The organism is Nonomuraea lactucae (assembly GCF_003313395.1).
GTDB classification, from domain to species: Bacteria; Actinomycetota; Actinomycetes; order Streptosporangiales; family Streptosporangiaceae; genus Nonomuraea; species Nonomuraea lactucae.
This window is the reverse complement of the sequence record NZ_QNFZ01000044.1, coordinates 1-22,867: the sequence shown is the minus strand read 5'-3', so window position 1 is coordinate 22,867 and position 22,867 is coordinate 1. Positions and strand designations below refer to the sequence as shown.

23 protein-coding genes, 1 tRNA gene and 1 pseudogene are annotated in these 22,867 nt (G+C 71.3%); 15 read left to right on the top strand and 10 right to left on the bottom strand.

The genetic code is table 11. The features are described from left to right. Together DQW85_RS03110 and DQW85_RS03105 are read right to left on the bottom strand one after the other, a co-directional pair. Positions 1–808, bottom strand: an 808-nt coding sequence (locus tag DQW85_RS03110; protein ID WP_113698909.1) for a sugar ABC transporter permease, incomplete at its 3' end; no start/stop codon positions are given. Then, entirely contained in the window at positions 805–2,028 is a 1,224-nt protein-coding gene (locus DQW85_RS03105) for an MFS transporter (RefSeq protein WP_205314835.1), read from the bottom strand. The genes DQW85_RS03105 and DQW85_RS03110, both read right to left, overlap by 4 nt. A gap of 166 nt (positions 2,029–2,194) precedes the next feature. Here DQW85_RS03105 and DQW85_RS03100 point away from each other — a divergent pair, with 166 nt between their 5' ends. Beyond that, complete coding sequence (locus tag DQW85_RS03100) at positions 2,195–2,755, top strand: sigma-70 family RNA polymerase sigma factor (protein ID WP_113698908.1); 561 nt, start codon at positions 2,195–2,197, stop codon at positions 2,753–2,755. A 41-nt stretch (positions 2,756–2,796) separates the two neighbouring features. Here DQW85_RS03100 and DQW85_RS03095 read toward each other — a convergent pair whose 3' ends face one another. Both DQW85_RS03095 and DQW85_RS03090 read right to left on the bottom strand, forming a co-directional pair. Continuing rightward, positions 2,797–4,416 carry a class I adenylate-forming enzyme family protein gene (locus DQW85_RS03095; RefSeq protein WP_113698907.1) on the bottom strand — a complete coding sequence of 540 codons (1,620 nt, stop codon included), beginning with the start codon at positions 4,414–4,416 and terminating at the stop codon, positions 2,797–2,799. Continuing rightward, on the bottom strand, positions 4,413–6,200 hold the full coding sequence (locus DQW85_RS03090; protein ID WP_113698906.1) for a CoA transferase: 1,788 nt from the start codon (positions 6,198–6,200) through the stop codon (positions 4,413–4,415). The genes DQW85_RS03095 and DQW85_RS03090 overlap by 4 nt, the downstream gene beginning before the upstream one ends. 118 nt (positions 6,201–6,318) lie before the next feature. Here DQW85_RS03090 and DQW85_RS03085 point away from each other — a divergent pair, with 118 nt between their 5' ends. The 8 genes from DQW85_RS03085 (at position 6,319) to DQW85_RS03055 (ending at position 12,145) form a co-directional block, all read left to right on the top strand. Then, positions 6,319–7,473, top strand: a complete 1,155-nt coding sequence (locus DQW85_RS03085) for an acyl-CoA dehydrogenase family protein (RefSeq protein WP_113698905.1) — start codon at positions 6,319–6,321, stop codon at positions 7,471–7,473. A 140-nt stretch (positions 7,474–7,613) separates the two neighbouring features. After that, a complete protein-coding gene (locus tag DQW85_RS45605; protein WP_205314838.1) occupies positions 7,614–7,943 on the top strand; it encodes a type II toxin-antitoxin system RelE/ParE family toxin in 330 nt (109 codons plus the stop codon). Between the two features lie 5 nt (positions 7,944–7,948). Next, positions 7,949–8,248 carry a helix-turn-helix domain-containing protein gene (locus tag DQW85_RS03075; protein ID WP_113698911.1) on the top strand — a complete coding sequence of 100 codons (300 nt, stop codon included), beginning with the start codon at positions 7,949–7,951 and terminating at the stop codon, positions 8,246–8,248. Between the two features lie 371 nt (positions 8,249–8,619). After that, positions 8,620–9,603 carry a BtrH N-terminal domain-containing protein gene (locus DQW85_RS03070; protein WP_113698904.1) on the top strand — a complete coding sequence of 328 codons (984 nt, stop codon included), beginning with the start codon at positions 8,620–8,622 and terminating at the stop codon, positions 9,601–9,603. Between the two features lie 265 nt (positions 9,604–9,868). Next, a complete protein-coding gene (locus tag DQW85_RS03065; protein WP_113698903.1) occupies positions 9,869–10,507 on the top strand; it encodes a molybdopterin-dependent oxidoreductase in 639 nt (212 codons plus the stop codon). Beyond that, positions 10,504–10,878 (top strand): hypothetical protein, encoded by a 375-nt coding sequence (locus tag DQW85_RS44085; RefSeq protein ID WP_162794684.1) that lies wholly within the window; start codon positions 10,504–10,506, stop codon positions 10,876–10,878. Before DQW85_RS03065 ends, DQW85_RS44085 begins: the two co-directional genes overlap by 4 nt. Positions 10,879–10,922: 44 nt before the next feature. After that, the gene (locus DQW85_RS03060) at positions 10,923–11,537 is read left to right on the top strand and encodes a TIGR04282 family arsenosugar biosynthesis glycosyltransferase (RefSeq protein ID WP_338043350.1); all 615 of its coding nucleotides are present in this window, start codon (positions 10,923–10,925) and stop codon (positions 11,535–11,537) included. Further along, a complete protein-coding gene (locus DQW85_RS03055) occupies positions 11,534–12,145 on the top strand; it encodes a class I SAM-dependent methyltransferase (RefSeq protein WP_113698902.1) in 612 nt (203 codons plus the stop codon). Before DQW85_RS03060 ends, DQW85_RS03055 begins: the two co-directional genes overlap by 4 nt. Before the next feature lie 169 nt (positions 12,146–12,314). Here DQW85_RS03055 and DQW85_RS03050 read toward each other — a convergent pair whose 3' ends face one another. After that, complete coding sequence (locus DQW85_RS03050; RefSeq protein ID WP_113698901.1) at positions 12,315–13,517, bottom strand: RNA polymerase sigma factor; 1,203 nt, start codon at positions 13,515–13,517, stop codon at positions 12,315–12,317. Further along, complete coding sequence (locus DQW85_RS03045) at positions 13,514–13,876, bottom strand: YciI family protein (RefSeq protein ID WP_113698900.1); 363 nt, start codon at positions 13,874–13,876, stop codon at positions 13,514–13,516. Before DQW85_RS03045 ends, DQW85_RS03050 begins: the two co-directional genes overlap by 4 nt. 101 nt (positions 13,877–13,977) lie before the next feature. On the opposite strand from DQW85_RS03045, the gene DQW85_RS03040 reads away from it, so the two are divergent. Then, positions 13,978–14,448 (top strand): hypothetical protein, encoded by a 471-nt coding sequence (locus DQW85_RS03040; protein ID WP_162794683.1) that lies wholly within the window; start codon positions 13,978–13,980, stop codon positions 14,446–14,448. Next, entirely contained in the window at positions 14,445–14,642 is a 198-nt protein-coding gene (locus DQW85_RS03035) for a TfoX/Sxy family DNA transformation protein (protein ID WP_113698898.1), read from the top strand. The genes DQW85_RS03040 and DQW85_RS03035 overlap by 4 nt, the downstream gene beginning before the upstream one ends. Here DQW85_RS03035 and DQW85_RS03030 read toward each other — a convergent pair. The 3 genes from DQW85_RS03030 to DQW85_RS44080 form a co-directional block, all read right to left on the bottom strand. After that, on the bottom strand, positions 14,639–15,076 hold the full coding sequence (locus DQW85_RS03030; RefSeq protein WP_162794682.1) for an SRPBCC family protein: 438 nt from the start codon (positions 15,074–15,076) through the stop codon (positions 14,639–14,641). The genes DQW85_RS03035 and DQW85_RS03030 overlap by 4 nt on opposite strands. 534 nt (positions 15,077–15,610) lie before the next feature. Then, a tRNA-Leu gene (locus tag DQW85_RS03025) sits at positions 15,611–15,696 on the bottom strand. A 357-nt stretch (positions 15,697–16,053) separates the two neighbouring features. Next, positions 16,054–16,197 carry a hypothetical protein gene (locus DQW85_RS44080; protein ID WP_162794681.1) on the bottom strand — a complete coding sequence of 48 codons (144 nt, stop codon included), beginning with the start codon at positions 16,195–16,197 and terminating at the stop codon, positions 16,054–16,056. A gap of 244 nt (positions 16,198–16,441) precedes the next feature. Here DQW85_RS44080 and DQW85_RS03015 point away from each other — a divergent pair, with 244 nt between their 5' ends. Together DQW85_RS03015 and DQW85_RS03010 are read left to right on the top strand one after the other, a co-directional pair. Next, complete coding sequence (locus tag DQW85_RS03015) at positions 16,442–16,864, top strand: hypothetical protein (protein WP_205314833.1); 423 nt, start codon at positions 16,442–16,444, stop codon at positions 16,862–16,864. 253 nt (positions 16,865–17,117) lie between these two features. Next, positions 17,118–19,022, top strand: coding sequence for a chaplin family protein (locus DQW85_RS03010; protein WP_162794680.1), 1,905 nt, complete (start codon positions 17,118–17,120; stop codon positions 19,020–19,022). Between the two features lie 232 nt (positions 19,023–19,254). On the opposite strand, the gene DQW85_RS03005 is transcribed toward DQW85_RS03010, so the two are convergent. Further along, on the bottom strand, positions 19,255–19,440 hold the full coding sequence (locus DQW85_RS03005) for a DUF5703 family protein (protein WP_113698894.1): 186 nt from the start codon (positions 19,438–19,440) through the stop codon (positions 19,255–19,257). A gap of 191 nt (positions 19,441–19,631) precedes the next feature. Between DQW85_RS03005 and topA the strand changes: the two genes are divergently transcribed. Both topA and DQW85_RS02995 read left to right on the top strand, forming a co-directional pair. Beyond that, positions 19,632–22,319, top strand: a complete 2,688-nt coding sequence (gene topA / locus DQW85_RS03000; protein WP_113698893.1) for a type I DNA topoisomerase — start codon at positions 19,632–19,634, stop codon at positions 22,317–22,319. 100 nt (positions 22,320–22,419) lie between these two features. Further along, positions 22,420–22,867: pseudogene (locus tag DQW85_RS02995) on the top strand (metallophosphoesterase); the annotation flags it as partial.

The window sequence follows — 22,867 nt, the reverse complement described above, 5'->3', positions numbered from 1 at the left end:
CCAGCTTCAGCGCGGCGACCACCTCGATCGCGGCGGCGGAGGTGTCCGGCGGGCCGTCCGGCCGCGCCGCCGACGCCGGGAGGAGCACCCGCGAGCCCGGAGCGAACCGGCCGCGGACGACCGGATGCCGCAGGAAGCCCTCGGGGATTGCGGCGTGACCCGAATCGGCGACCGCCAAGGCCAGCCAGGCCACCGTGCGGCTCCACCCCGCGGGCGGGTCGGGGTGCGGCACCCAGGTGCCGTCCGGCGTGGCCTGCCAGGCGGGCCGCGGCGGCTCGGCTGGCATCGTCAGCCGCAGTTGCAGGCTGAGCTGATCGCGGGCGGCCCGGATGCCCGCTGGGCCGGTCAGGCGGAGCAGGCGTACCAGCCCCGGCAGGGCGTCCACGCGGGCGAGCTCACGCGGGCCGCCGAACGCCGCGCCCCAGGGCACCAGCCCCAGTTCGGGATCGTGAGCGTCCAGGCAGGCCAGCGCCGCTCGCTCGCGCAGGGCGGTCGCGTCGGCGCAGTCCACTGCCAGGGCGGTGCCGTACCAGAAGATCATGCCGCGGGTGGCGGTGTCGGCCTCGATCCACGGGGCGAGCGAGGCGGTGCTGCGGGAGGCGGCGGCCCGATCATCGGGGCGTCCGCTCAGGGTCGCTCGCAGCCACAGCAGCCCGGCCCAGAAGCCTCCCGTCCATGAGCCGCGAGCCGTGGTCGTCCAGCGACCGGACACCGGGTCGGCGAACAGCGGCCATCGCTGTTCCACCTGCTCCTCCGTGGCCGTCACCCGGTCGAGGACGTCGCGAAGTGCCTGCTCCGCCTGGTTCATGCCCGTGCGGCCTTCCTGATCCGGAGCGGCAGCGCCACCAGGGCGGCGCCCGCGAACTCGGCGGCCACCAGCAGCCATCCGGGCTCGTACCCGGCGACCTCGATCACGAGCGCGAACAGCGGAGGGCCTGCGGCGAAACCGGCGAAGAAGCCGGAGGAGACGAGCGCCGAGTCGCGTCCGGCGGTGCGCGGATCAGCCCGTTTGATCACCGCGACCATGGTGACCGCGTTGCCGGCGACGGCGAAGGCGCCGATGGCCGCGGCACCCACCCAGACAAGAGCCGGCAGCGACGAAGCGGCGCCGAACAGCAGCGCGGCCCCACACGCGCCAGCCGCCAGGGGCGCGAGGAGCGCGGCGGCCTGATCGGCTCGCCCCGCCCGTCGGGACCAGCCGACGCGGCCCGCGATTCCGGTGATCCCCAGCACGGCGACCAGCCAGGCCGCCACCACCGGCGCGAGGCCGAGCCGCTGGGTGCCGAACAGCGCCAGGTAGGTGTTGACGGCGGCGATGCCGCATCCCAGCAGGAACGAGAACAGGGCCAGCGTCCCGACCTGGGCACGCGGCAGGGTCACCGCGGGTCGGGCGGCACGCACGGTGTCCGCCGGGAGCGCCCAGGCGGCCCAGACGGCGATGGACGAGGCGATCGCCGCCGCCGCCCACACCGCCTCCCGCCACCCCAGCCACGCGGCGAGCGCGGCCAGCGGCAGCCCGGCGGCGAACGCGCCGAGCTGGACGCCGGACTGCTTCCACCCGGTGACCGCTCCCCGGCGGGCCGGGGCGACCACCGCGAGGATGACCTTGTTGGTGGCCGGATTGGCCAGCGCCTGAGGCAGGCCGCCCAGTGCCACGGCGGCCAGCAGCATCGGCGCGCTCGACGCCGAGCCGATCAGCGTCAGGGCGATCGCCGCGAGCAGCAGCAGCGCCACGAGGCAGCGCCGGGCCCCGAACCGATCCACCCATCTGCCCGCGCTGAGCGACAGCACCGCGGCGACGCCGAATCCGGCGGTCGTGGTCAAGCCGAGCACAGAGCGGGAGATACCCGCCTCCTCCACCAATCGTGGCCCGAGAGCGCCGATCAGGAAGAGCTGCGCCATGGACACGGCCATGGCGGCGGTGAGCAGGCCGGTGACCCCTCGGTGCCCGGTTACCTCGTCGGTGGGTTGACCCGAGTCGGTGGGTTGACCCGAGTCGGTGGGTTGATTCGACCGCTCCGACGGCATCGCCGTCTCCTTTCACTCGTTTCTCTCGAGCCTGGCCGGGTTCCCGCCGATGCCGGAGCCGACGACTCGTCCGCTTCTCCACCCCGTTCTCCACCCCGTTCTCCACCCCGTTCTCCACCCCGTTCTCCGTCCCGTTCTCCGTCCCGCGACGCAAGGAAGGATCACCATGAGCTCTGGCATCAGCGACGAGCGGCTGACGGCGCTCGCCCTGGCCGCACGGGAGAGCGACCCGGACGACGTCGAGGCGTTCGTCGTCGCGGCCTATCCGCACGTCCGGCGGTTCGTCGCCTACCTGGCCGATGCGGAGTCGGCGGACGATCTCACCCAGGAGACGTTCCTGCGGGTTCTCGGCAGCCTGCCGAGATTCGCCGGACGGTCCTCGGCCCGAAGCTGGCTGCTGTCCATCGCCCGCCGCGTGGTGGCCGACCGCTTCCGTTCCGCGGCGGTCCGCCCGGTCGTCGCGAACCTGGCTGACTGGCAGGCCACCGTCGAGCGGCGCCAGCCGGGCGGCCTGCCGGGTCTGGAGGAGGGCGTCGCGCTGGCGGAGCTGCTGACGGAGGTCCCGAGGGAGCGCCGGGCGGCCTTCGTGCTCACCCAGCTCGTGGGCCTGCCGTACGCGGAGGCCGCCCAGCATCTCGGCTGCCCGGTCGGCACGGTCCGCTCCCGCGTGTCGCGGGCGCGGCTCCAGCTCACCGCGTCGGTGCTGGAGGCCGACCGGGCGGCCTGAGGCTCGGTGCGCCTGCACCGGAGCGGCTCCGTTCCAGGTCGTCAGCCGGACGGCGGTGGTGCGATCCGTGCCCGCAGGGCGTCGCGATCCGGCTTGCCCGCGGGCGTGAGCGGTATCTCCTCCACCACCAGCAGATGCTCGGGGTGCTTCGCCCGTTCGAGACCTCGCCGGAGAAGGTGGTCACAGAGGATCGCCAGGTCGATCGGCCGCTCGGAGCGCGCGACGACGCACGCCGCCAGCCGCTCGCCCATGACCGGGTCGGGCACGCCGAGGCACACCGCGTCCCGGACGCCGGAGTGGGCGGCCAGCGCGCGTTCGACCTCGGCCAGGCTGATGTTGGCCCCTCCGCGGATGACCACCTGCTTGAGCCGGCCGACCAGCCGCAGCCGGCCGGTGTCGTCGATCAACCCGAGGTCGCCGGTGCGCACCCAGCCTTCGGCCGTGCGGTAACGCTGGTTCAGCTCGGGCGCTCCGACATAGCACATCGGCGTCATCGGGCCGCGGGCCATGATCTCGCCGTACTCCTCGCCGGCAGTCTGGGAGATGCGGATCTCGGCGACCCGGGGATCGGGCGGGCCGACCACCACGCCGGGGCCATGATCGCTCGCCGGAGCCTGGGCCAGTCCACCATGGCAGTTGACGCCGTCCGCCGATCCGTACAGGTTGACGACGGGGCAGTCGAACACGTAGCGGGCCTCGGCGGCCGTCGCGGCGTCCAGTTCGGCGCCACCGAGCACGAGCGCGGTCATGGACGGCATCGGCCCGGTCCCGATCTGGTCGAGCATCATCCGGATCATGGTCGGTACGGCCAGTACGTGGGAGGGCCGGTGCTCGCGGATCGCGGCCAGCGCGGCCTCGGGCGAGAAGTGGTCGAGCAGGACCAGGGACCCGCCGTGCCTGGCCAGGGTGACCGAGGTTCCGTTGCTGCCGAAGGCGGAGGCCAGCGGGACGAGGAACAGGCAGCGGGGCGGGTTCCCTTCCGGCAGGAGTGTCGCCATGAAGTTGCCCCGCCCGCCGGCCAGGGCGTTGTGGGAGTAGGCGACCATCTTGGGCTCGGCCTCCGAACCTGAGGAGACCAGGATGCGGGCGGCGCCGTCGGGGTCCGGCCGGGCCGGCACGAAGGCGTGGGCCTCGGCGGACAGCACATCGGCCCAGGGCACGCTGCCCGCCGGCGGCTCCTGGGGCCCGGCGGCGATCACCACGCGCAGGGCCGGTAACTCCTGCGCCGCCGACACCAGGTCGCGGGCGTGCTCGGAGCCCCGGTGCTCGACGGCGGCGATGACGGCGCGGGCGCCGGAGCGGCTCAGCAGCGACACCGCCTCGGCGACGCCCCTGCCCACCGGGAAGGGCAGCGCCACGGCGCCCAGCGCGGCCAGCGCCAGGTCGGCGACGACCGCGTCCCTTCCGTTGGGCACCTGGACCCCGACCACGTCGCTCTCGCAGACGCCGAGGTTCCGCAGTCCGGCGGCCGCGGCCCTGGCCAGCAGGTCGAGTTCGCCGTAGGTCAGCGCGCCGGCGTCGTCGATGACCGCAACCCGGTCCGGGGCGGCCAGGCGGTGCGCGCGGAACAGCGCGTACAGGTCGAGGTCCGGGCAGGTGCCGTCGGCCGCCCAGGCGCGGCGGAGCGTGGCGGGCACCAGGTCGATCAGGCGTGCGGTCATGCGAACCTCCAGGGCGCGGGTACGGCGACGGCGCCGTGCTCGTCACGGGTGAGAGCGGCGGCGAAACGCGGATCGCCGGGCAGGGTGTTCAGGGCGGTCGTCACGAAGGTGGCCCGCAGCCCTTCCCGGCGGAGCAGGGCGACGGTTCCGGCGGCGGTCAGCTCCCCGCCCGCGTCGACGATCTTTCGTGCCGGGTCGGCGCAGTCGTCGGGCACCGCCACCCAGCCGTCCGACGCGGGCAGCGGATGCCGGAAGCCCCGCGGCGCCCGAGGGACGATTCCCCCGACGGCTCGGCGCAGTGCCGGTTCGGTCAGCAGTTCGGCGGCGCCGAGCAGGGAGGAGTCCACGCGTACGCCGGCGCCCGTCCGCTCGCGCAGCAGCAGACCGGCCAGGACGGCCTCCGCTCCCAGCAGGCCGCCGAGCACGTCCAGCAGGGTCATCAACGAGGGCGCGGGCGGCTCGCCTTCAGGGCGCACCGCCTCACCCACACCGGTACGGGCCTGCACCATGAAGTCGGTGCCCAGCGGCGCGTCCGGGATCCGGTCCGCCCAGCCGCTGGTGTAGGCGTAGACCAGGCCCGGGTTGACCGCCGACAGGTCACCGTCGTCCAGGCCGAGCCGCTCGGCGGTGCCCGGCGCCCAGTTGTGCAGGAAGACGTCCGCTCCCGAGGCGAGCTCGCGCAGCTCCGCCCGGCCGGTGGACGACTTGATGTCGATCTCCACGGCCGCCTTGCCCCGGTTGAGCGCCAGCCAGCGCGCGGACAACTCGCCGCAGGTCGGCGGCATCCCCCGCAGCGGGTCACCGCCGGGCGGCTCGACGCGCACCACCTCGGCGCCGAGCATCCCCAACAGATGGGCTGTCAGCGGCGCCTGGATCCGCCGCCCCGCCTCCAGCACCGTGAACCCCGCCAGAGGATGGGCGACATCAGGGATGTTCCGTGATCGAGGAGAGGAGGCCGTGGCGAACGGTGATAGCAGCCACGGCGCCGCCGGCTCGTACTCGGCCAGCCGATCGGACAGTGACCTGAGCGCGCACAGCGAGGCTCCGGAGAGCTCGGCCGCCCGCCGCACCTCGTGCCAGACGGCGGCGCGCGCCCGGTCGTGCAGCTCGCCCGACAGCGGGGAGCAGGCGGTGGCGTAGCGGAACTGGAAGGAGCGCCACGCCGATGCCGCCAGGCGCTCGGCAGCGCCGAGTTCGCGCCAGAACGCCACCCACACCTCGGGATCCAGCGTCTCCACCTCGAAGCGGATACCGTCGGCCGTGCAGAACGGCGGCCCGCCCGGCGCGAACGGGACCGCCTCGTCCTCCTCGGCCGTGGCGGCCGCCAGATACTGGCCGACGGAGAGCAGCCCGGCCAGGTCCACACCGGTGCGGACCTCCGCCACGGCCGCGCCGCGAGCGCGTCCGAGCAACGCCGCGAGCAGCCCCTGCACCGTCAGCACCGCGCACGCCGTCGTCAGGTAGTCGGCGGCCAATCCCCGCGGCTCCCCGTCCCGGCGGCCGTGGACGTGCATGACGCCGGTGGCGGCCTGCGCGGTGGACTCGTCGCTGACCTCGCCCGCGGGGACGATCCGCGCCCAGGCGACCTCCGCGGTGAGCTCATGCCCGTCCCTTGCCGCGAGTGTGATCGTCCCGGGACCTTCGGACGGTGTGGCGCCGAGATCTTCGGCCCCCAGCACGGCCAGGTGGCGGGCGGCGGTCGCCGTCAGGCCCGGTGCACCGGCGGTGCGCGACGTGAGGTCATCGAGCGGCTGCGCCGTCCGAACTGTGGCGGGGTACGCCATGAACTCTCCTCTCTTCGAGCGGGAACTCGGGCGCGCGGTCGCGCGACCTGTTCCACAGCAGAGAGTCGGACGGACATATCCGCTAGTTCCCGACATTTAGTTCCCGACATTTATGGAGATGGATGTGCAAGCCACCGGAATGTGGGGCGCACCGGCGTGCCCGCCTGATCTGCGCGAGCTACGAGACCGCGTGGCCCGGTTCGTGACCGAACGGGTCGAGCCGCACGAACCAGAGCTCGACGCAGGGGGAGCGACCGCGCGCGCCCTGATCCAGCAGCTCAGGCGTGAAGCGCGAGCCGAAGGACTCTGGGGCCTCGGGCTGCCCCGCGAGCTCGGCGGAGCCGGCCTGTCGCTGACCGAGTACGCCCACGTGGCGGAGGCCGAAGGGGCTGCCGACCACGCCGCCGGCGCGCTCGGCTCCACCGTCCTGCTGGATGTCAAGACGCTGGGCGGTCACGGCGACTATCTCCGCCGCGTCGCGGACGGCGAGCTGACCATGTGCAACGCGATGACGGAGCCCGACACGCCCGGATCCGATCCCACCCTGATCAGCACGCACGCGACCCGGGAGCCCGACGGCGCCTGGACGGTTCACGGCCGGAAGTGGTTCGTCACCGGCGCCGGTCACGCGGACCTGGCGCTCGTGCTCGCCCGCACCTCCCCCGATCCGGACGGCCTGTCCGCGCTGTTGGTCCCCACCTCGTCACCGGGCTTCCGAGTGGTGCGCGAGCTGCCGATCCTCGGCGCGGGCGGTCAGTGGGAGATCGCCTTGGACGGGGTCACCGTGCCACCCGACCACCTCATCGGCGACCAGGGCAAGGGACTGCGCGTCGTGGGGGAACGGGTGCGGCTCGGCCGCCTGCTGCGCTGCCTGCGCTGGCTCGGCCAGGCCCAGCGCGCCTTCACTCTCATGCGCGAACGTGCCCGCGCCCGCTCCACGTCCGCCGGGAGGCTGGCCGACCACCAGCTCGTCCAGCAACTCGTCTTCGACGCGCTGCTGGCGATCAGGACCACCCGGCCACTCGTCTTCGAGGCCGTCACCCTCGCGGAGGCCGGACGGGACGCCCGGATCGAGACAGGACTGGCGAAAGTGGCCGCGGCCCGCATGCTGCAACAGGTCACCGACGCCGCCATCCAGGTCCACGGTGCCGCGGGGCTCGGCCCGGACACACCGCTTCCCGGGCTCTTCCGTACGGGAAGGACCGCCCGCCTGCTCGACGGCCCCGACGAGCTGCACATCACCGCGGTCGCCCGCCGCGTGCTGGGCACTTGAGCGTTGCTGATACGGCGCCGCGCGCCAGGGCTTCGAGCAGCCTTCCAGACCTGCGGCGTCGACCGCCGGTTCCTTGATCTCAAGCGGCGGAAGCTCCCACGGTTCGGCGCGGTGGAAGCCGCAGAGGTCGAACGGCAGCAGTGCCGGACAGAGGAGGAGCCCACGCCGCCGGCATTCAGCCTCGCCGCCGTGCGCCGGATCGCACGCTTCAGCAGCATGCGTGGCGCTGGGCCCAAGACAACCGCCTACTTGGCAGCGAGCTTGCCAACGGTGAAGCCAAGCTCCGGGAACTCCGCTTCCATCTCTCCCGGGAGGCCGTGCGCATCACCTACTGGATCGCTTCAGGCAGGAGGATCATCCTGCCCACGGTGTTCAAGAAGCAGCGGATGCGCGAGGTTGGCGAGATCGAGCGGGCAGTACGGGCAATGGAGCGGTGTGTCGCTGAGGCACACACGGCGGATGAGGAGTGAGGGCCATGGCTGAGCGCAAGGCATGGGCCGACAAGCGTGCCGAGATCATGAGCCGTCCTGATGCCGGAGCCGCTTACGAGGCCGCTCGCCTTCGGTTCGAGCTCGGAGAGGCGGTACGGCAGCGCCGCGAAGAACTCGGCCTCACGCAGGCCGAACTGGCTGAGCGGGCTGGCCTGAAGCAGCCTGCGGTCGCTCGCTTCGAGGCCGGAGGCACCATGCCTACCATCCCCATGCTGGAACGCCTCGCCGAAGCACTCGAAGTGCGGCTCAACGTTCAGTTTCAGCCGCTCCGCGAGGCAAGCTGACCCAGCTCAGGGATCAGCCCGACTCGCCTCGCGGAGCGTTCGCGTGCTCGGCCCGAGTAGGCGGCTCGTCTACGGCACACCCCCCATGGGGGCTGTGGGCTGGAAGGACTGGGTCGGGATCGTGGCCGCAGTGGCCGGGGCTCGCCGCGGTCGTGCTCGCCGAGAATCAGGACAGGTGGTGGCTCGCCCCGAATTCGCTATTCTCGGCTGGACTCTCCCCCTGTGGGAGGCCTCATGCTGCTCCTGACGATCCTGGTAGCGGTCAAGGAAGTAGCAGGGCGACCGGAGCCGGAACTCGGCGAGTCGGCGCGCGCCCCCCGGGACAGTGGCTGCGTGCACGCTGATCGCCCAGTTGTTGAGGAGAGCGACGTATGACCATCGTGAAGGACATCGAGGCTCGCGGCATGCACCACTGCGAGACGACGGCGCTGGGGGTGCTGTTGCGGCATGAAGGACTCGATCTGTCCGAGCCCATGCTGTTCGGGCTGGGCTCGGGCCTGTCCTTCATCTATTGGGACAGCAAAGGCATGGCGTTCCCCTTTCTCGGAGGCCGCGTCAAGCCTTTCGACCTCACCAGGAACCTGACCGCCAGGCTCGGGCTGACGTTACTGGTCGAGGAGACCACCTCGCCGCGCAAGGCGTGGGAGAACGTGGCCGCCCCCATCGATGCCGGCCGGCCGGTCGGCCTTCAGCTCGACTGCTATCACCTGGAGTACTTCCAGTCCAAGGTCCATTTCGGCGGCCATGTCGTCGCAATGTACGGCTACGACGAGCACGACGTCTACCTCGTGGACACCGACCAGCAGGGAGGAGCGGTGCGCACCAGCAGGGTCAGCTTGGCCATGGCGCGGACCGAACGCGGCCCGATGACCGCCAGAAACCGATCATTCACCATCACCCTGCCGGGGCACTCGCCTTGCTGGCAGGACCAGATCATCCCCGCCATCAGGGACTGCGCCGACGCCTTCCTCGCCGCTCCCATCGCCAACCTGGGCCACCGCGGCATCGAGAAAGCCGCCAAACAGGTGCCCAAATGGCTGCTGCGCACCGGCAACCCGCAGCAGGACCTACCGCAAGCCGCCCTCCTGATGGAGAAAGCCGGCACCGGCGGTGCCTTGTTTCGCGCCCTCTACCGCGACTTCCTCGGCGAATGCATCCAACTGATCGACGACAGCAACCTCCGCGCCGGTCACAAGCTGTACGCCGAAGCCACCACCCTGTGGACGGACGTGGCCACCTTGATCACCAAGGCTGGAGACAGCGGCGACGTGGGGCATCTCGAGCAGGCCGGCGTCATTCTCCACGATCTTTCGCGCATCGAGAGGAATGCCATGCAGGTGCTGCGTCAGTTGTAGCTCAAGGTCATACCGACCAGTGATCGTCGGGTGGCCAGAGACGAGTTCGACGGCTACCTCGGCGTCGTTGAACATGAAGAACCCCTCGACAGGCCAGGTCGGCGTCGAGGGGAATGATGCCGAGCGATGAAGTACGGCGAACCGATGGTCGCCCTCGTGGATGACATGCTGCTTGTCCACCCGCACCTGAACCGCTTTCTCGACGTCGTCTCGGAGACCGCGACGCCGCATGAGTGCCGACAGCATGGCGGCGATGTAGGCGCGGGTGGCCAACGAGTGGGCCAAGGTCAGGCGGAGCCTGTGGGCCCGCGAAGAGAGTCCCGAACGCAGGCGCTTGCTGTTCACCGTCGCCGCGGCCTGCGGTCTGACCGCCCTGGTCACCGCAGGCGAGGCGGTCACCCCGCTGGCACGGCTGGCCATCCTGGCCCCGCGCGATCCGCGTGCGGGTCCCCAGGGAGTGCCCGTCAACAGGTCGGCGGCCGCGGCCGGCGTGATCTCCGCCCCCGACTACCGGCTGCTGGTCACGGGCGCCGTTCGCACGCCCCTGTCGCTCGGCTACGCCGACCTGCTACGGCTGCCGCAGCACACCGTGCGCCTGCCGATCGCGTGCGTGGAGGGCTGGAGCGTGGAGTGCGAGTGGACCGGCGTACGGCTTCGCGACTTGCTGCTGTCCGCCGGCGCCTCTCCGGACGCCTTCGTGATCATCGAGTCCCTGGAACGGGCAGGGGCGTACCGGACCAGCGAGATCCGCCCACCTCACTGGACCGATCCGCTGACACTGCTGGCCCTGCGGATCAACGGGCAGAGGCTGGACGCCGACCACGGCTTCCCGGTGCGCCTGATCGCGCCGAACCGGCCGGGCGTCCAACAGACCAAATGGGTCAAGGAAGTGAAAGTGACATGAGATGGGTCGGCTACGCGCTCGGCGGCATCCTGATCGTCCTCGGGTTGGCCGGGCTGGCGCTGGAGGGCGTCCTGATCGGGTGGGCTCTGTGGTTCGGCGGGGTGCTCGTCGTGCACGATGCTCTGCTCGCCCCGGGTGCGGCGGTGGCCGGCTCGATGATCGGCCGGTGGCCCCCGGCCGTGCGGACCGCCCTGATCCTGGCGGGAACCCTGATGCTGGCCACCCTCCCTACCGTGCTGGCACTGGGCCGGCGGGCCGACAACCCGTCGATCCTCCCGCTGGCCTACGGCCTCAACCTCGTGATCGTCCTCGCGGCCATCGCCCTGCTCGCGGTGGCGGATCACCTGCTGTCAGCATCTGGAAAGGACTGAGCACGCTGAGTCATCACACTGTCGACCAAACGTCGGCGCAGATCGTGATCATCGCTAAGGAACCGTTGCCCGGGAGGGTCAAGACCCGGCTGACCCCGCCGTACAGCCCGGCCGAGGCCGCTGCCCTCGCCGAGGCTGCGCTCCGCGACGGCGTGCGCGCCGTCGCCGCGGCACCGGCCACCCAGCGGGTGCTCGCCCTGGACGGGCTGCCGGGCCGCTGGCTGCCCGCGGGATTCGTGGTGATCCCACAGCGCGGCGTGGGCCTGGACGAGCGCTTGGCGGCCGCCTTCGCCGACGCCCACCGGCTACGGCAGGACCCCGTCGTGCTGATCGGCATGGACACCCCGCAGGTCACGCCCGCGCTGCTGCGCGAGGCCGGGAAGGCACTGGAGCAGCACGACGCGGTGTACGGCCCGGCCGCCGACGGCGGCTTCTGGCTGCTCGGCCTGCGGCGACCAGACCCGGCGCTGCTCCTGGGGGTGCCCATGTCGCATCCGGAGACCGGCAAGCTTCAGCTCGACCGGCTCGAACGCGCCGGGCTGGCCGTTCACCACCTGCCCGAGCTGACCGATGTCGATACCGCGGTGGACGCCGTCGCCGTGGCCGCTGAGGTGCCCGCATCCTGTTTCGCTGCCACGCTGCGGGAGCTGAGCCGATGATCGGGGAGATCTACGCCGATGCCCTGGCGGGGGAGACCGCCGAGCTCGAATACGTGGACGGCACCCGCGTCACGCTGGAGACCGCACGCTGGTTCGAGCCGATCGACGGGGACGAGGAACTCCTGAGCCGCTGCTCCAGCCCCACGCTGGACATCGGCTCCGGTCCCGGGCGTCTCACGGCGGCGTTGACCCGGCGCGGAGTCCGCTCACTCGGCATCGACATCACCCCACGCGCCGTCGCCCTGACCCGCCGCGCCGGAGGGTTCGCCCTGCTCCGGGACGTCTTCGACGACGTCCCCGGCAGCGGCCGTTGGGCGACGGCCTTGCTGGCCGACGGCAACATCGGCATCGGTGGCAACCCCGAACTGCTGCTGCACAGGGTCAGGCAGCTCCTACGGCCGGGCGGCGCGATCCTGGCCGAGGTGGCGCCGACCGGGACACGAAGCCGGGTCGACCGGCTCCGGCTACGCCGGGGGCCACTCGCAGGGGAATGGTTCGGCTGGGCGACCGTTTCGGCGAGTGACATCCGGCGGATCGCGCTGGCCAGCGGGTTCGTGGAAGCCGATTGCTGGACCGTGCACGGCCGCTGGCTGGCACGCCTGCACTAGGACGGACGCTGGCCCGGGGACTCGAGGACCACACGCTTGGAGCACACACGGGTCACGGCGGTCACGATGTGGACCCGGGCGATTCTTGGGAAGCCTCACCTGGACCGCGCAGAGCCGATCCTCTCGTGTCCGCCACCCTTAAGCCGCACCAGATGGGCGTGGTTCACTGTCACGCGGTGCGGCCGCTGCGGTTGAGGAAGTCTCGCTCCGGGCCGGGAGGCGCCAGGGTGGCGGCCCGTTGGTAGGCGGCGTCTGCATCGCGGTGGCGGTTGAGGCGTCGCAGCAGGTCGGCGCGGGCGGCGTGGAAGGGGTAGTACTGGTCGAGGTCGAGTTGGTCGATCAGGGTAAGGGCGGAGACGGGGCCGTGTGACTCGCCGATGGCGATGGCGCGGTTGAGTGCGACGACCGGGGTGGGGGCCAGCGCGTACAGGTGGTCGTAGAGGGCGATGATCTGCGGCCAGTCGGTGTCTGCGGCGGTAGGGGCGTCGGCGTGGACCGCGTTGATGGCGGCCTGCAGTTGGTAGGGGCCGGGACGGTCACGGGCCAGGCAGCGGCGCACGATCGCCTGTCCCTCCTCGATCAGGCCGCGGTCCCAGTGGCCACGATCCTGCTCACCGAGCAGGACCAGGCTGCCGTCCGGTGCGGTGCGTGCGGCTCGGCGGGATTCGGTGAGCAGCAGCAGGGCCAGCAGGCCGGCCGCCTCGGGCTCGTCGGGCATGAGCGCGGCCAGGAGGCGGGCCAGCCGGATCACCTCACCGCACAGGCCCCGCTCGCCTGGGCTGGACTGGCCGGTGGTGTAGATGAGGTAGAGGACGGCCAGCACCGGAGGCAGGCGGTCGGGCAGTTCGTGGTCGCTGGGGATCCGGTACGGGATGCGGGCGGCCTTGATCTTGCGTTTGGCGCGGACCAGGCGTTGCGCCATGGCTGATTCGGTCACCAGAAAAGAGCGGGCCACTTCGTCGGTGGACAGGCCGCCGAGCAGCCGCAGGGTGAGCGCGACCTGTGTCTCGGCCGCCAGGGCGGGGTGGCAGCAGGTGAAGATCAGTCTGAGCCTGTCGTCGGGCACGGCCCCTCCCTCCTGGGCCGGTTCGCTGTCGGAGGCCAGGAGCGCCGCCTCGCCCAGGAGGTGCCGTTCGCGCGTCTGGCGGCGCAGGCGGTCGATCGCGCGGTTGCGGGCGGTGGTGGTGATCCAGCCACCGGGGTTGGGCGGCAGGCCCTCGGCCAGCCACTTGTCCAGCGCCAGGGTGTACGCCTCCTGCACCGCGTCCTCGGCGACGTCGATGTCGCCGAACAGGCCGATCAGCATGGCCAGCGACCGGCCGTACTCCTCGCGGAAGATCCGGCCGATCGCCTCCTGGCCCTCAGTGGTCATTCGTCGGACGTGGCGGCGAACGGGCGCACCTCGATCGGCGTGTCGATGGCCGCGGTGACCTTCGCGGCCAGGGCGAGCGCGGCGTCGAGGTCGCCGGCCCGGATGATGTAGAAGCCACCCAGGTGCTCCTTGGACTCGGCGAACGGGCCGTCGGTGGTCACGGTCTGCCCGCCGGCGGTGCGCACGACGGTGGCGGTGTCGGCCTGGTGCAGGCGACCGGAGAACACCCACATCCCCGACGACTTCATCTCCTGCTCGATGGCGCCGAGCCGCTCGTGGGAGCGCCGCATGTCCTCCTCGGTCATCGGCTCGCGTACCTGGCCCTCGACGCTGTGCACGGACAGCAGGTAGTGCGGCATGGCGGTGCTCCTCTCCCAGCGGGCAGATCCTTCCCGCCCGGTCACCTGACTACGAACAGACCTCGCCCGGATCGACACCTGCGCTCAAGAATCTAGCCTCCTTGCCCGGCGGGGACGCGGGCGTGGGCGCGGGCCTCGGCGAGGAGGTCGCGCCAGAGCTGCTCGTCGGGGTCGGGCAGGGCGACCCACTCACGGAAGACCTTGCCGGCCGGGGCGAAGGGGGGCCGACGCCGTCCTCGACGAGCTGGGCGACGCGCTGGCGCGGCAGCTTGACGATCAGCGCCGGGTTGCGCCGGTCGAAGGAGGCCACGAAGCGGCCGTCGTGGCGCAGGCAGGGCAGCCCCATCATGGTCGAGCGGGTGATCGCCTGGACTTCATCGAACTGGTCGAGATCGCTGGCCCACGGCCAGCCCGCGCTGGCCGCCTACCTGCCCGACAGTACCGGCACCTGCCGCGGCTACGGGATCATGGTGCTGTCCCTGACCGCGCAAGGAGTGGCGGAGATCGTCGGGTTCCCCGACGCTGACCTGTTCCGCTGGTTCGACCTGCCGCTGGAGGCAGCTGAGCGATGAGACTGCGCGATCTGCGCAGCCTCGGGCCCAAGAGCGAGGCGTGGCTCGCGATGGCAGGCGTCCGAGTGCTCGGGCAGCTCGCCGAGCTCGGCGCCGTCGAGGCGTACCGCCGCCCGCAGGACTCGGCCATCCCCGGGCTCTCACTGAACGCCCTGTGGGTTCAGGAACTGCACGCCGAGCTCGCCAAATACTAGCCGTCACGCTCCAAGCGGGCGCGCAATCGTTCCAGGTCCGCGGAGATGCTCCCGTGGACCCGGCGTCTGAGCAGCGGTGTGGCCCAGCGGAAGAACCAGCCCGGCTCCCCTGTCGCGTGGATCGTCACCAGGGTGCCGTCCGGATGGTCGGCGAGCTCATAGCGGATGGTCATCGGAAACGGCCGCTCCACCGCCAGCTCCACCATGCGACCCGGCTCGTCCGCGGTGACCACATACCGGTAGGTGAAGCTGCGTCCCAGGAACTTCGCCGTCCGCTCCACCTGGGCACCCGTCCGCAAAGCGCCGGGCTGGGCAGGGCGGCTGGCGGTGATCCCGCCGGTCCACTCCAGGTCGTGGGCCGGGTCGAACATGTACTCAGCCACCTCGGCCCGCGCGCGCCGCACCACGACCTGCGGACTCACCTCAACTGGCATGCACCCGATTCTGTCCGCCCGAAGCGGGAAACCCGCCGCATCCGATGAGTCGGCGCGGCGAGCCGGATCTGTCAGGGTGAACGGTCGCGACGCGACCCGCATCCGGAGTGGCCAGCCACGTCATGCATCCCCGCAACGTCTACCTCATAACCTCGACCGGACTCTAGATGTTCTGACGGCGGCACAGGACCTAGTCCCGCCGGAGGCAAGCACTCGCCGTGGCGCGCCGCCAGATCGCCGAGTCTGATCAAAAGCTGGCCCAGCATCGGGCCGCCCTTGAGGCGGGCGCCGATCGAGCGGCTCATGGCTGGATGGATTCAGGAAGAGCTCGATCGCAAGGCCGCGGCCGAGCAACGTCTCAACCGTGCCCACGTCCAGCCTCAGAAGCGGCTGGGTCATGATCAGCTGGCGAGATCACGCATAGGCCTGGTGACATGGTGCGTCCTCTCGGACTGCGGCTGATCTACCACCCGTCAAAGCAGAAAGTCCTGATCACATCTAATCGTGACCAGGACCCCATAGGCGACCGGTTTGTGTCCGAGGGGGGACTTGAACCCCCATGCCCCGCAAAGGGCACTAGCACCTCAAGCTAGCGCGTCTGCCTATTCCGCCACCCGGACTTGGTGCCTGCACGCGGGACCGTCATCCCGCGTCGGCTCAGCTAGGTTAGCAAACTCTGAGGGGTGCGTCATACCGGGAATCCGCAGTGGTCGCGGGGAGGTGGGCGCGGCGGGGTGGGCGGGTGGTTGGGCGAAGGTCTGCGGGCTGTTCCGTGGTGTGTCGGGGAGGGTTCGCGGGCGCGGGGCGGTGGGTGGCGCGTTTTTGGGGCGGTTCGGGGGGTGGGTGCTTGACCGATTCCTGGGTCCGTGCTGAAAAGCCCTTGCGAACACTTTGAGTGGTGCTACGGTTACGGATCGTTGAGGGGTGAGTCCATGGACCGGCCTCACGGCGTGAGGTCGGTTCTGGAGCTTTGGAGGTCACGTGGCAGGCATGCCGGCGCGGAGGCGGAGGGCGATGTCCCTCGCCGTGCGCCGCGTGCCGGTGGCAGTCTCGACGGAGGGCTCGATGACCGAGCGGGCGTGCCGGATGGCGCGGTTCGCGGCCGGTGCTCGTCGGGTCATCGCACGAGCGGCAGTGGTCGGCGGCCTGGTGGCCGCCGGGTGGCTGCTCGCCGTCCTGTTCGGGATGTTGGCCGCGACTCCGGCGGCTGTGGCGACTCCGGCGGCTGTGGCGACTCCGGTAGCTGTGGCGACTCCGGTGGCTCTGGGGGCTCCGGTCGCCGCGGCTCCGGTCACCACAGCTCGGGGCATCACAGCTCCGGTCACCACAGCTCCAGTCACTACAGCTCCAGTCACTGCGGCTCCGTTGGCTACCGATTCGGTTGCCACGGCTTCGGCCGACACCGGCTCCTCCGTCGCGGACTCCACCGCGGCGACAGGGCCGGGCGCACCCCTGACCGTCACCGGGCCCACCACGGGCGGTTTCCCCACGGCTGATGGCACGGTCTCGGCGTCGGACAACGCCGAGGCGATGGCAGGACTGACGGTCGACGGGCTCACCAGCCAGTCCGACCCCGGACTGCCCGCACCTTCCACCGCGAGCTCGATGCTGGACACCGATGGTCTGGTGCCCAACGGCGGTGGCGGCGGCCCGTTCGGGCCGTGCATGGGGGATGTCGCGAGGTCCGTTTTCGACCCGCGGCTCGAAGCTGGGCGCGCGCTCATGGCGTGCGTGCTTCCCCCCGTCGTCCGCACAGCGGCGGACGACCCTTCGTTCTCACCTGACTGATCCCCGCCCAGGTTCCGGCCCTTCATGTGCCGGCGGCGGAGCGTGGTCGTGATCCCCTCCGCTCGCGGGTGACACGTCAGTCATCACTGGTTCGCGAATCCGAGGTCGTGCCGTACGTGGCGCGCTGTGACCTCGTACGGCCTCGGCTGCCCGCGAACTGTCAGGTATTCCCCCCAAGAACCACATAGGAGCATTCATCATGCGTACGTGGGCGAAGGCTTCAACTCCCGCGGCTCTGCTTGCGGTCGCGGTCATGTCTTTCGGCGGTGGCACCGCCCTGGCCGACACCTCCGGTGACAACTCCATCGGCGGCGGCAACCAGGTCGACCTGCCGATCTCCCTGCCGATCGACATCAGCGGCAACTCCGTCGGCGTGGCCGGCGAGTCCCGCGGCTCGTCCCAGGGCGGCGCGTCGGTCGAGAACACCGGCAAGGGCGGCATCGCCAACAAGACGTCCGGCGACTCCAGCGTCCTCGGCGGAAACCAGGTCAACGCGCCGATCAGCGCCCCGGTCAACGCCTGCGGCAACGCGGTCTCGCTGTTCGGCAGCTCCGACGCGGGCTGCAAGGGCGGCGCCTCGGTCAAGAACTCCGGCAGGGGCGGCGCGGGAGGCAACCGGACCACCGGCGACCACAGCGTGCTCGGTGGCAACCAGGTCACCGCGCCCATCACCGCGCCGATCAACGCCTGCGGCAACGCGGTGGCGATCTTCGGGGACGCGACCGCCGGCTGCAAGGGCGGCGCCTCGGTCAAGAACTCCGGCCGCGGCGCCGGAGGCAACACCACCTCGGGGCGCAGCTCCGTGCTGGGCGGCAACCAGGTCATCGCCCCGATCAGCGCGCCGATCAACGTCTGCGGCAACGCGGTGGCGGCGTTCGGCGAGGCGTTCGCGGGCTGCAAGGGCGGCGCCTCGGTCAAGAACCCCGGCAAGGGCCACGGCTACCACCCGGGTCACGGGGGATCGACCGGCAACGACACCGACGGCCGCTTCGCGGCGGGCAGCGGCAACCAGGTGATCGCCCCGATCAGCCTGCCCATCACCGCCTGCGGCAACGCCGTGGGCAACGCGTCCGCCGGGTGCAAGGGCGGTGCGAGCGTCGAGAGCGGCCGCCGTGGCCCGGGTGCGGGTGGCAACACCACCACCGGCCGGTCGGGTGTGCTGGCCGGTAACCAGGTGGTCGCTCCGATCACCGCGCCGATCAACGTCTGCGGCAACGCGGTCGCCGTGCTCGGCGAGGCGTTCGCCGGGTGCCGGGGCGGTGCGTCGGTGAAGCACGACGGCCGAGGCGCCGGGGGCAACAGGACCTCCGGCCGGTCGGGTGTGCTGGCCGGTAACCAGGTGGTCGCTCCGATCACCGCCCCGATCAACGCCTGCGGCAACGCCGTGGCCGCCCTCGGGCTGGCCGAGGCCCACTGCAAGGGCGGCGCGAGCGTCTCGCCGCGTCACGGTTCGGGTGCGGGTGGCAACACCACGTCCGGCCGGTCGGGGGTGCTGGCCGGTAACCAGGTGGTCGCTCCGATCACCGCGCCGATCAACGTCTGCGGCAACGCGGTGGCGGTCCTGGGTGACGCCGCCGCCGGGTGCCTCGGCGGGGCTCGGGTCGGCAAGCCGGTCGACGACGGGCACCACGGATACAAGCACTTCGCCCACAGCCCCGGGGCCGCCTCCGGCGCCAAGGCCGCCGGTGGCATGCTGCCCGCACTCCCCGCCGTTCCGGTGGTGGGCGGCGTGGGTGATGTCGCCGGTGTCGCACAGCAGATGCGCGGGTCGGGCCTGCCCGTGGTGGGCGGCGTCTCCGACTCGCTCGGGCTGCCCGCCCTGCCTGGCCTGCCCGGACTCCCTGGCCAGCCCGTCACGCCGGTCAAGCCCGTCAAGCCGGGCAAGAAGGGCCGGGTCGCCGGGACCGCCGCCTCCGGCCCGCTCGCCGTCGCCGACCCGGCGACCTCGCTGGTCTCCTCGACCCCGGTCGGCGGCGCCGTGACGTCGGCCGCTCGCGGCCTGCCGGTCGGCGACCTCGGGCTGATGAGCGCCGCCCGGCCCGCCGGGCTCACCGGGATGAACACCGGTGCGCTGTTCGCCCTGGTGCTGGGCGCGATGTGCGCCGGGTCGGCGGTGCTGTTCGCGGCCACCCGCCGGTTCCGTCTCGGCCGTACGTGAGCCGTACGTGAGCCGTACGTGAGCCGCAGGTAAGCCACAGGTAGGTGCGGCCAGCGGTAGGCCTGTGAACGCTTTGCCCTTCCCTGTGACGGGCAAGCCAGACGCTTTGCCCGTCTCGGGGGCGCGGCCCGAGACGGGCAAAGCTATGTCCGCTTTACCGGGCCGCCTCGGACACCCGGCACCGTACGGCCCGGCGAGTGAAGTGAGGGGAGTGAGTGATCCGCGGCACACTTCAGAGCGTGCTGCGTACGCGCATGACCTTGCGGCGCAGCCGGACCTGACGGCTCCCGTCCGGATGGAGCCGCACCCGGGCGAGCTCCCACCGGCCGTACTCTGCATGTTCGGTCAGCAGTTGACGTGCGGCTTCGCGGGAGAGGTCGCGCGGAATGAAGATATCCATGTAGGAGTAGTCGAGCACAACGATTAGTCTCCAGGGTGAGTCAGGGCGCAGCGCTGCTCGTCGGGCCTTATTCTGCGTGCTTGTGGGTGGACCCGAAAGCTAGTGGGTAGCCCCGGGGGAAGGAAAATTCGGCGAGTCGGGTTACCTTTCAGGTCTATGCCCGCTCCCGGTAGGGGGATTTGCGAGCGAACAGCGAGGTAGGAAGCAGCGTGCCAGCCAACAACGGCAGCGCCGGCGGAACACGCCTGGTGATCGTGGAGTCGCCGGCCAAGGCGAAGACGATCGCCGGGTACCTCGGTGCCGGCTACATCGTCGAATCCAGCATCGGCCACATCCGCGACTTGCCGGAGAAGGCCGACGACATCCCCGAGAAGTTCAAGGGGGAGTCGTGGGCGCGGCTCGGCGTGAACGTGGACCATGGGTTCGAGCCGCTGTACGTCGTCAACCCCGACAAGAAGGCGCAGGTCAGCAAGCTCAAGCAGCTGCTGAAGGACGCCGACGAGCTCTTCCTGGCCACTGACGAGGACCGGGAGGGGGAAGCCATCGCGTGGCACCTGCAGGAGGTGCTCAGGCCCAAGGTGCCGGTCCACCGCATGGTGTTCCACGAGATCACCCGGCAGGCCATCCACGACGCGGTGTCCAACCCGCGTGACCTCAACCTGCGCCTGGTGGACGCGCAGGAGACCAGGCGCATCCTCGACCGACTCTACGGCTACGAGGTCAGCCCGGTCCTGTGGAAGAAGGTCAAGCCCCGCCTGTCGGCCGGTCGCGTCCAGTCGGTGGCGACGCGTCTGGTGGTGGAGCGGGAGCGGGAGCGCATGGCGTTCACGTCCGCCCACTACTGGGACCTGCAGGCGCTGTTCGACACCGGCAGGGCCGAGGAGCGGCCGCGCGACTTCACCGCGATGCTGACCGGGGTCGACGGCAGGAGGGTGGCTCAGGGCCGCGACTTCGCGAGCACGGGCCTGCTCAAGAGCAACGACGTGCTCCACCTGTCGGAGGCCGCCGCGGGCGAGCTGGCCGGCCGGTTGCGGGGCGCCTCGTTCGCGGTCAGGTCCGTCGAGCGCAAGCCGTACACGCGCAAGCCGTACGCGCCGTTCCGGACGACCACTTTGCAGCAGGAGGCCAGCCGCAAACTCGGCTTCTCCGCGAAGTACACGATGCAGGTCGCGCAGCGGCTCTACGAGAACGGCTTCATCACCTACATGCGCACCGACAGCATCACGCTGTCGGAGACCGCCATCGCGGCGGCCCGCTCCCAGGCGATCAAGCTGTACGGCTCGGCGTACGTTCCCGACAAGCCCCGCCTCTACAGCAGCAAGGTCAAGAACGCGCAGGAGGCGCACGAGGCGATCCGGCCCTCGGGCGAGGAGTTCCGGACGCCGGGCGAGACCGGGCTGTCCGGCGACATGTTCCGCCTGTACGAGCTCATCTGGCAGCGCACCGTGTCGTCCCAGATGAAGGACGCGGTCGGCGAGTCGATCTCGGTGAAGGTGGCCGGCAGGTCGTCGGCGGGTGAGGACGTCGAGTTCAGCGCGTCCGGGCGGACGATCACGTTCCACGGCTTCCTGAAGGCGTACGTGGAGGGGGCCGACGATCCGTCGACCGACCGCGACGACTCCGAGAAGCGGCTGCCCAACCTGGCCGAGGGTGACGCGCTGAGCGTCACGCGCCTCGACGTGGCGGGCCACTCGACCAAGCCGCCGGCCCGCTACACCGAGGCGTCGCTGGTCAAGGAGCTGGAGGATCGCGAGATCGGGCGGCCTTCGACGTACGCCTCGATCATCGGAACCATCCTCGACCGCGGCTACGTGTTCAAGAAGGGCACGGCGCTGGTGCCGTCGTTCCTGGCGTTCGCCGTGGTCAACCTGCTGGAGCAGCATTTCGGCAACCTGGTCGACTACGACTTCACCGCCGAGATGGAGAAGGTGCTCGACGACATCGCCAACGACCGGGCGGAGCGGGTGCCGGAGCTGCGGCGCTTCTACTACGGCCACGACGGCGACGAGGGCCTGAAGGAGATGGTCACCGACCTCGGCGACATCGACGCCAAGGAGATCAGCTCGTTCCCGATCAAGGGCACCGACATCGTCATCCGGGTCGGGCGCTACGGCCCCTACCTCGACCGCGACGGCGCCCGGGTGAACGTGCCCGAGGACATGACGCCCGACGAGCTGACCGCCGAGAAGGCCGAGGAGCTGTTCGCGCGGCCGACGGGCGACCGGGAGCTGGGGCAAGACCCGGTGACCGGGCACATGATCGTGGCCAAGGACGGTCGGTTCGGGCCGTACGTCACGGAGGTCCTGCCCGCGCAGGAGGAGGAAGGGGCGCCCAAGCGGCGCACCAGGAAGGCCGACGCGCCGAAGCCGCGGACGAGCTCGCTGTTCAAGAGCATGTCGCTCGACACGGTGACCCTGGAGGACGCGCTCAGGCTGCTGTCGATCCCGCGGGTGGTCGGCGAGCTGGAGGGTGAGCAGGTCGTGGCGCACAACGGGAAGTTCGGCCCGTACCTGAAGAAGGGCACCGACTCGCGGTCGCTGGCCTCCGAGGACGACCTGTTCACGGTCACGATCGAGCAGGCCAAGGAGCTGTTCGCGCAGCCCAAGCAGCGTGGCAGGGGCCGTGCGGCCGCTGCGGCGCCGCTGCGCGAGCTGGGCGCGGACCCCAACTCCAAGAAGCCTGTGGTGGTCAAGGAGGGACGGTTCGGGCCGTACGTCACCGACGGCGAGACGAACGCCTCGCTGCGCAAGGGCGACACGGTCGAGGACATCACCATCGAGCGGGCCGCCGAGCTGCTGGCGGAGCGGCGGGAGCGGGCGCCCGCGCCGAAGAAGACGACACGGAAGGCCCCGGCCAAGAAGGCTCCGGCGGCGCGGAAGCCCGCCGCCAAGTCCTGACGTCCCGCGACCTGGCGCGTAGTGCGCCCGTCGTGCGCCCCCTGAGAGGGCTCTCAGGGGGCTGCGCTCGCGTGGCTGGCGTGGCTCGTAGCATGACGGCGTGGTCGTGGGCTTCGTCTTGACGATGGTCGCGGTGGTCGTCACCGTGCACTTCTATCTGTGGCACCGCCTCGTGCGGTCGACCACCCGGCCGGGCACCAGGCTGCGCCGGGTGCTGACCTGGGTCGCCGTGGGGCTGGGCGCGCTGGTGATGGTGACGTTCGTGGCGTCGCGGGTCGAGGCGGGGCACTGGCTTGCCTGGCCGGGATACCTGTGGGTGGCGCTCATGTTCTACCTGCTGGTGTTCCTGCTGGTGCTGGAGGTTCCGCGCGCGGTGGCGTGGCTGATGATGCGGCGGTCCGTACGGCCGGCGCCGTACGCGCTGCCGGTCGCGGCCGTGGTGCCGGTCGGTTCGCCTCCGTCGCCGGCTGAGGCCGCCCCGTCCGGCGCCGGAGCGGGGCGCCTGTCAGATGGGGCCGCCGCGTCCGGTTTCGGAGCGGGGCGCCCAC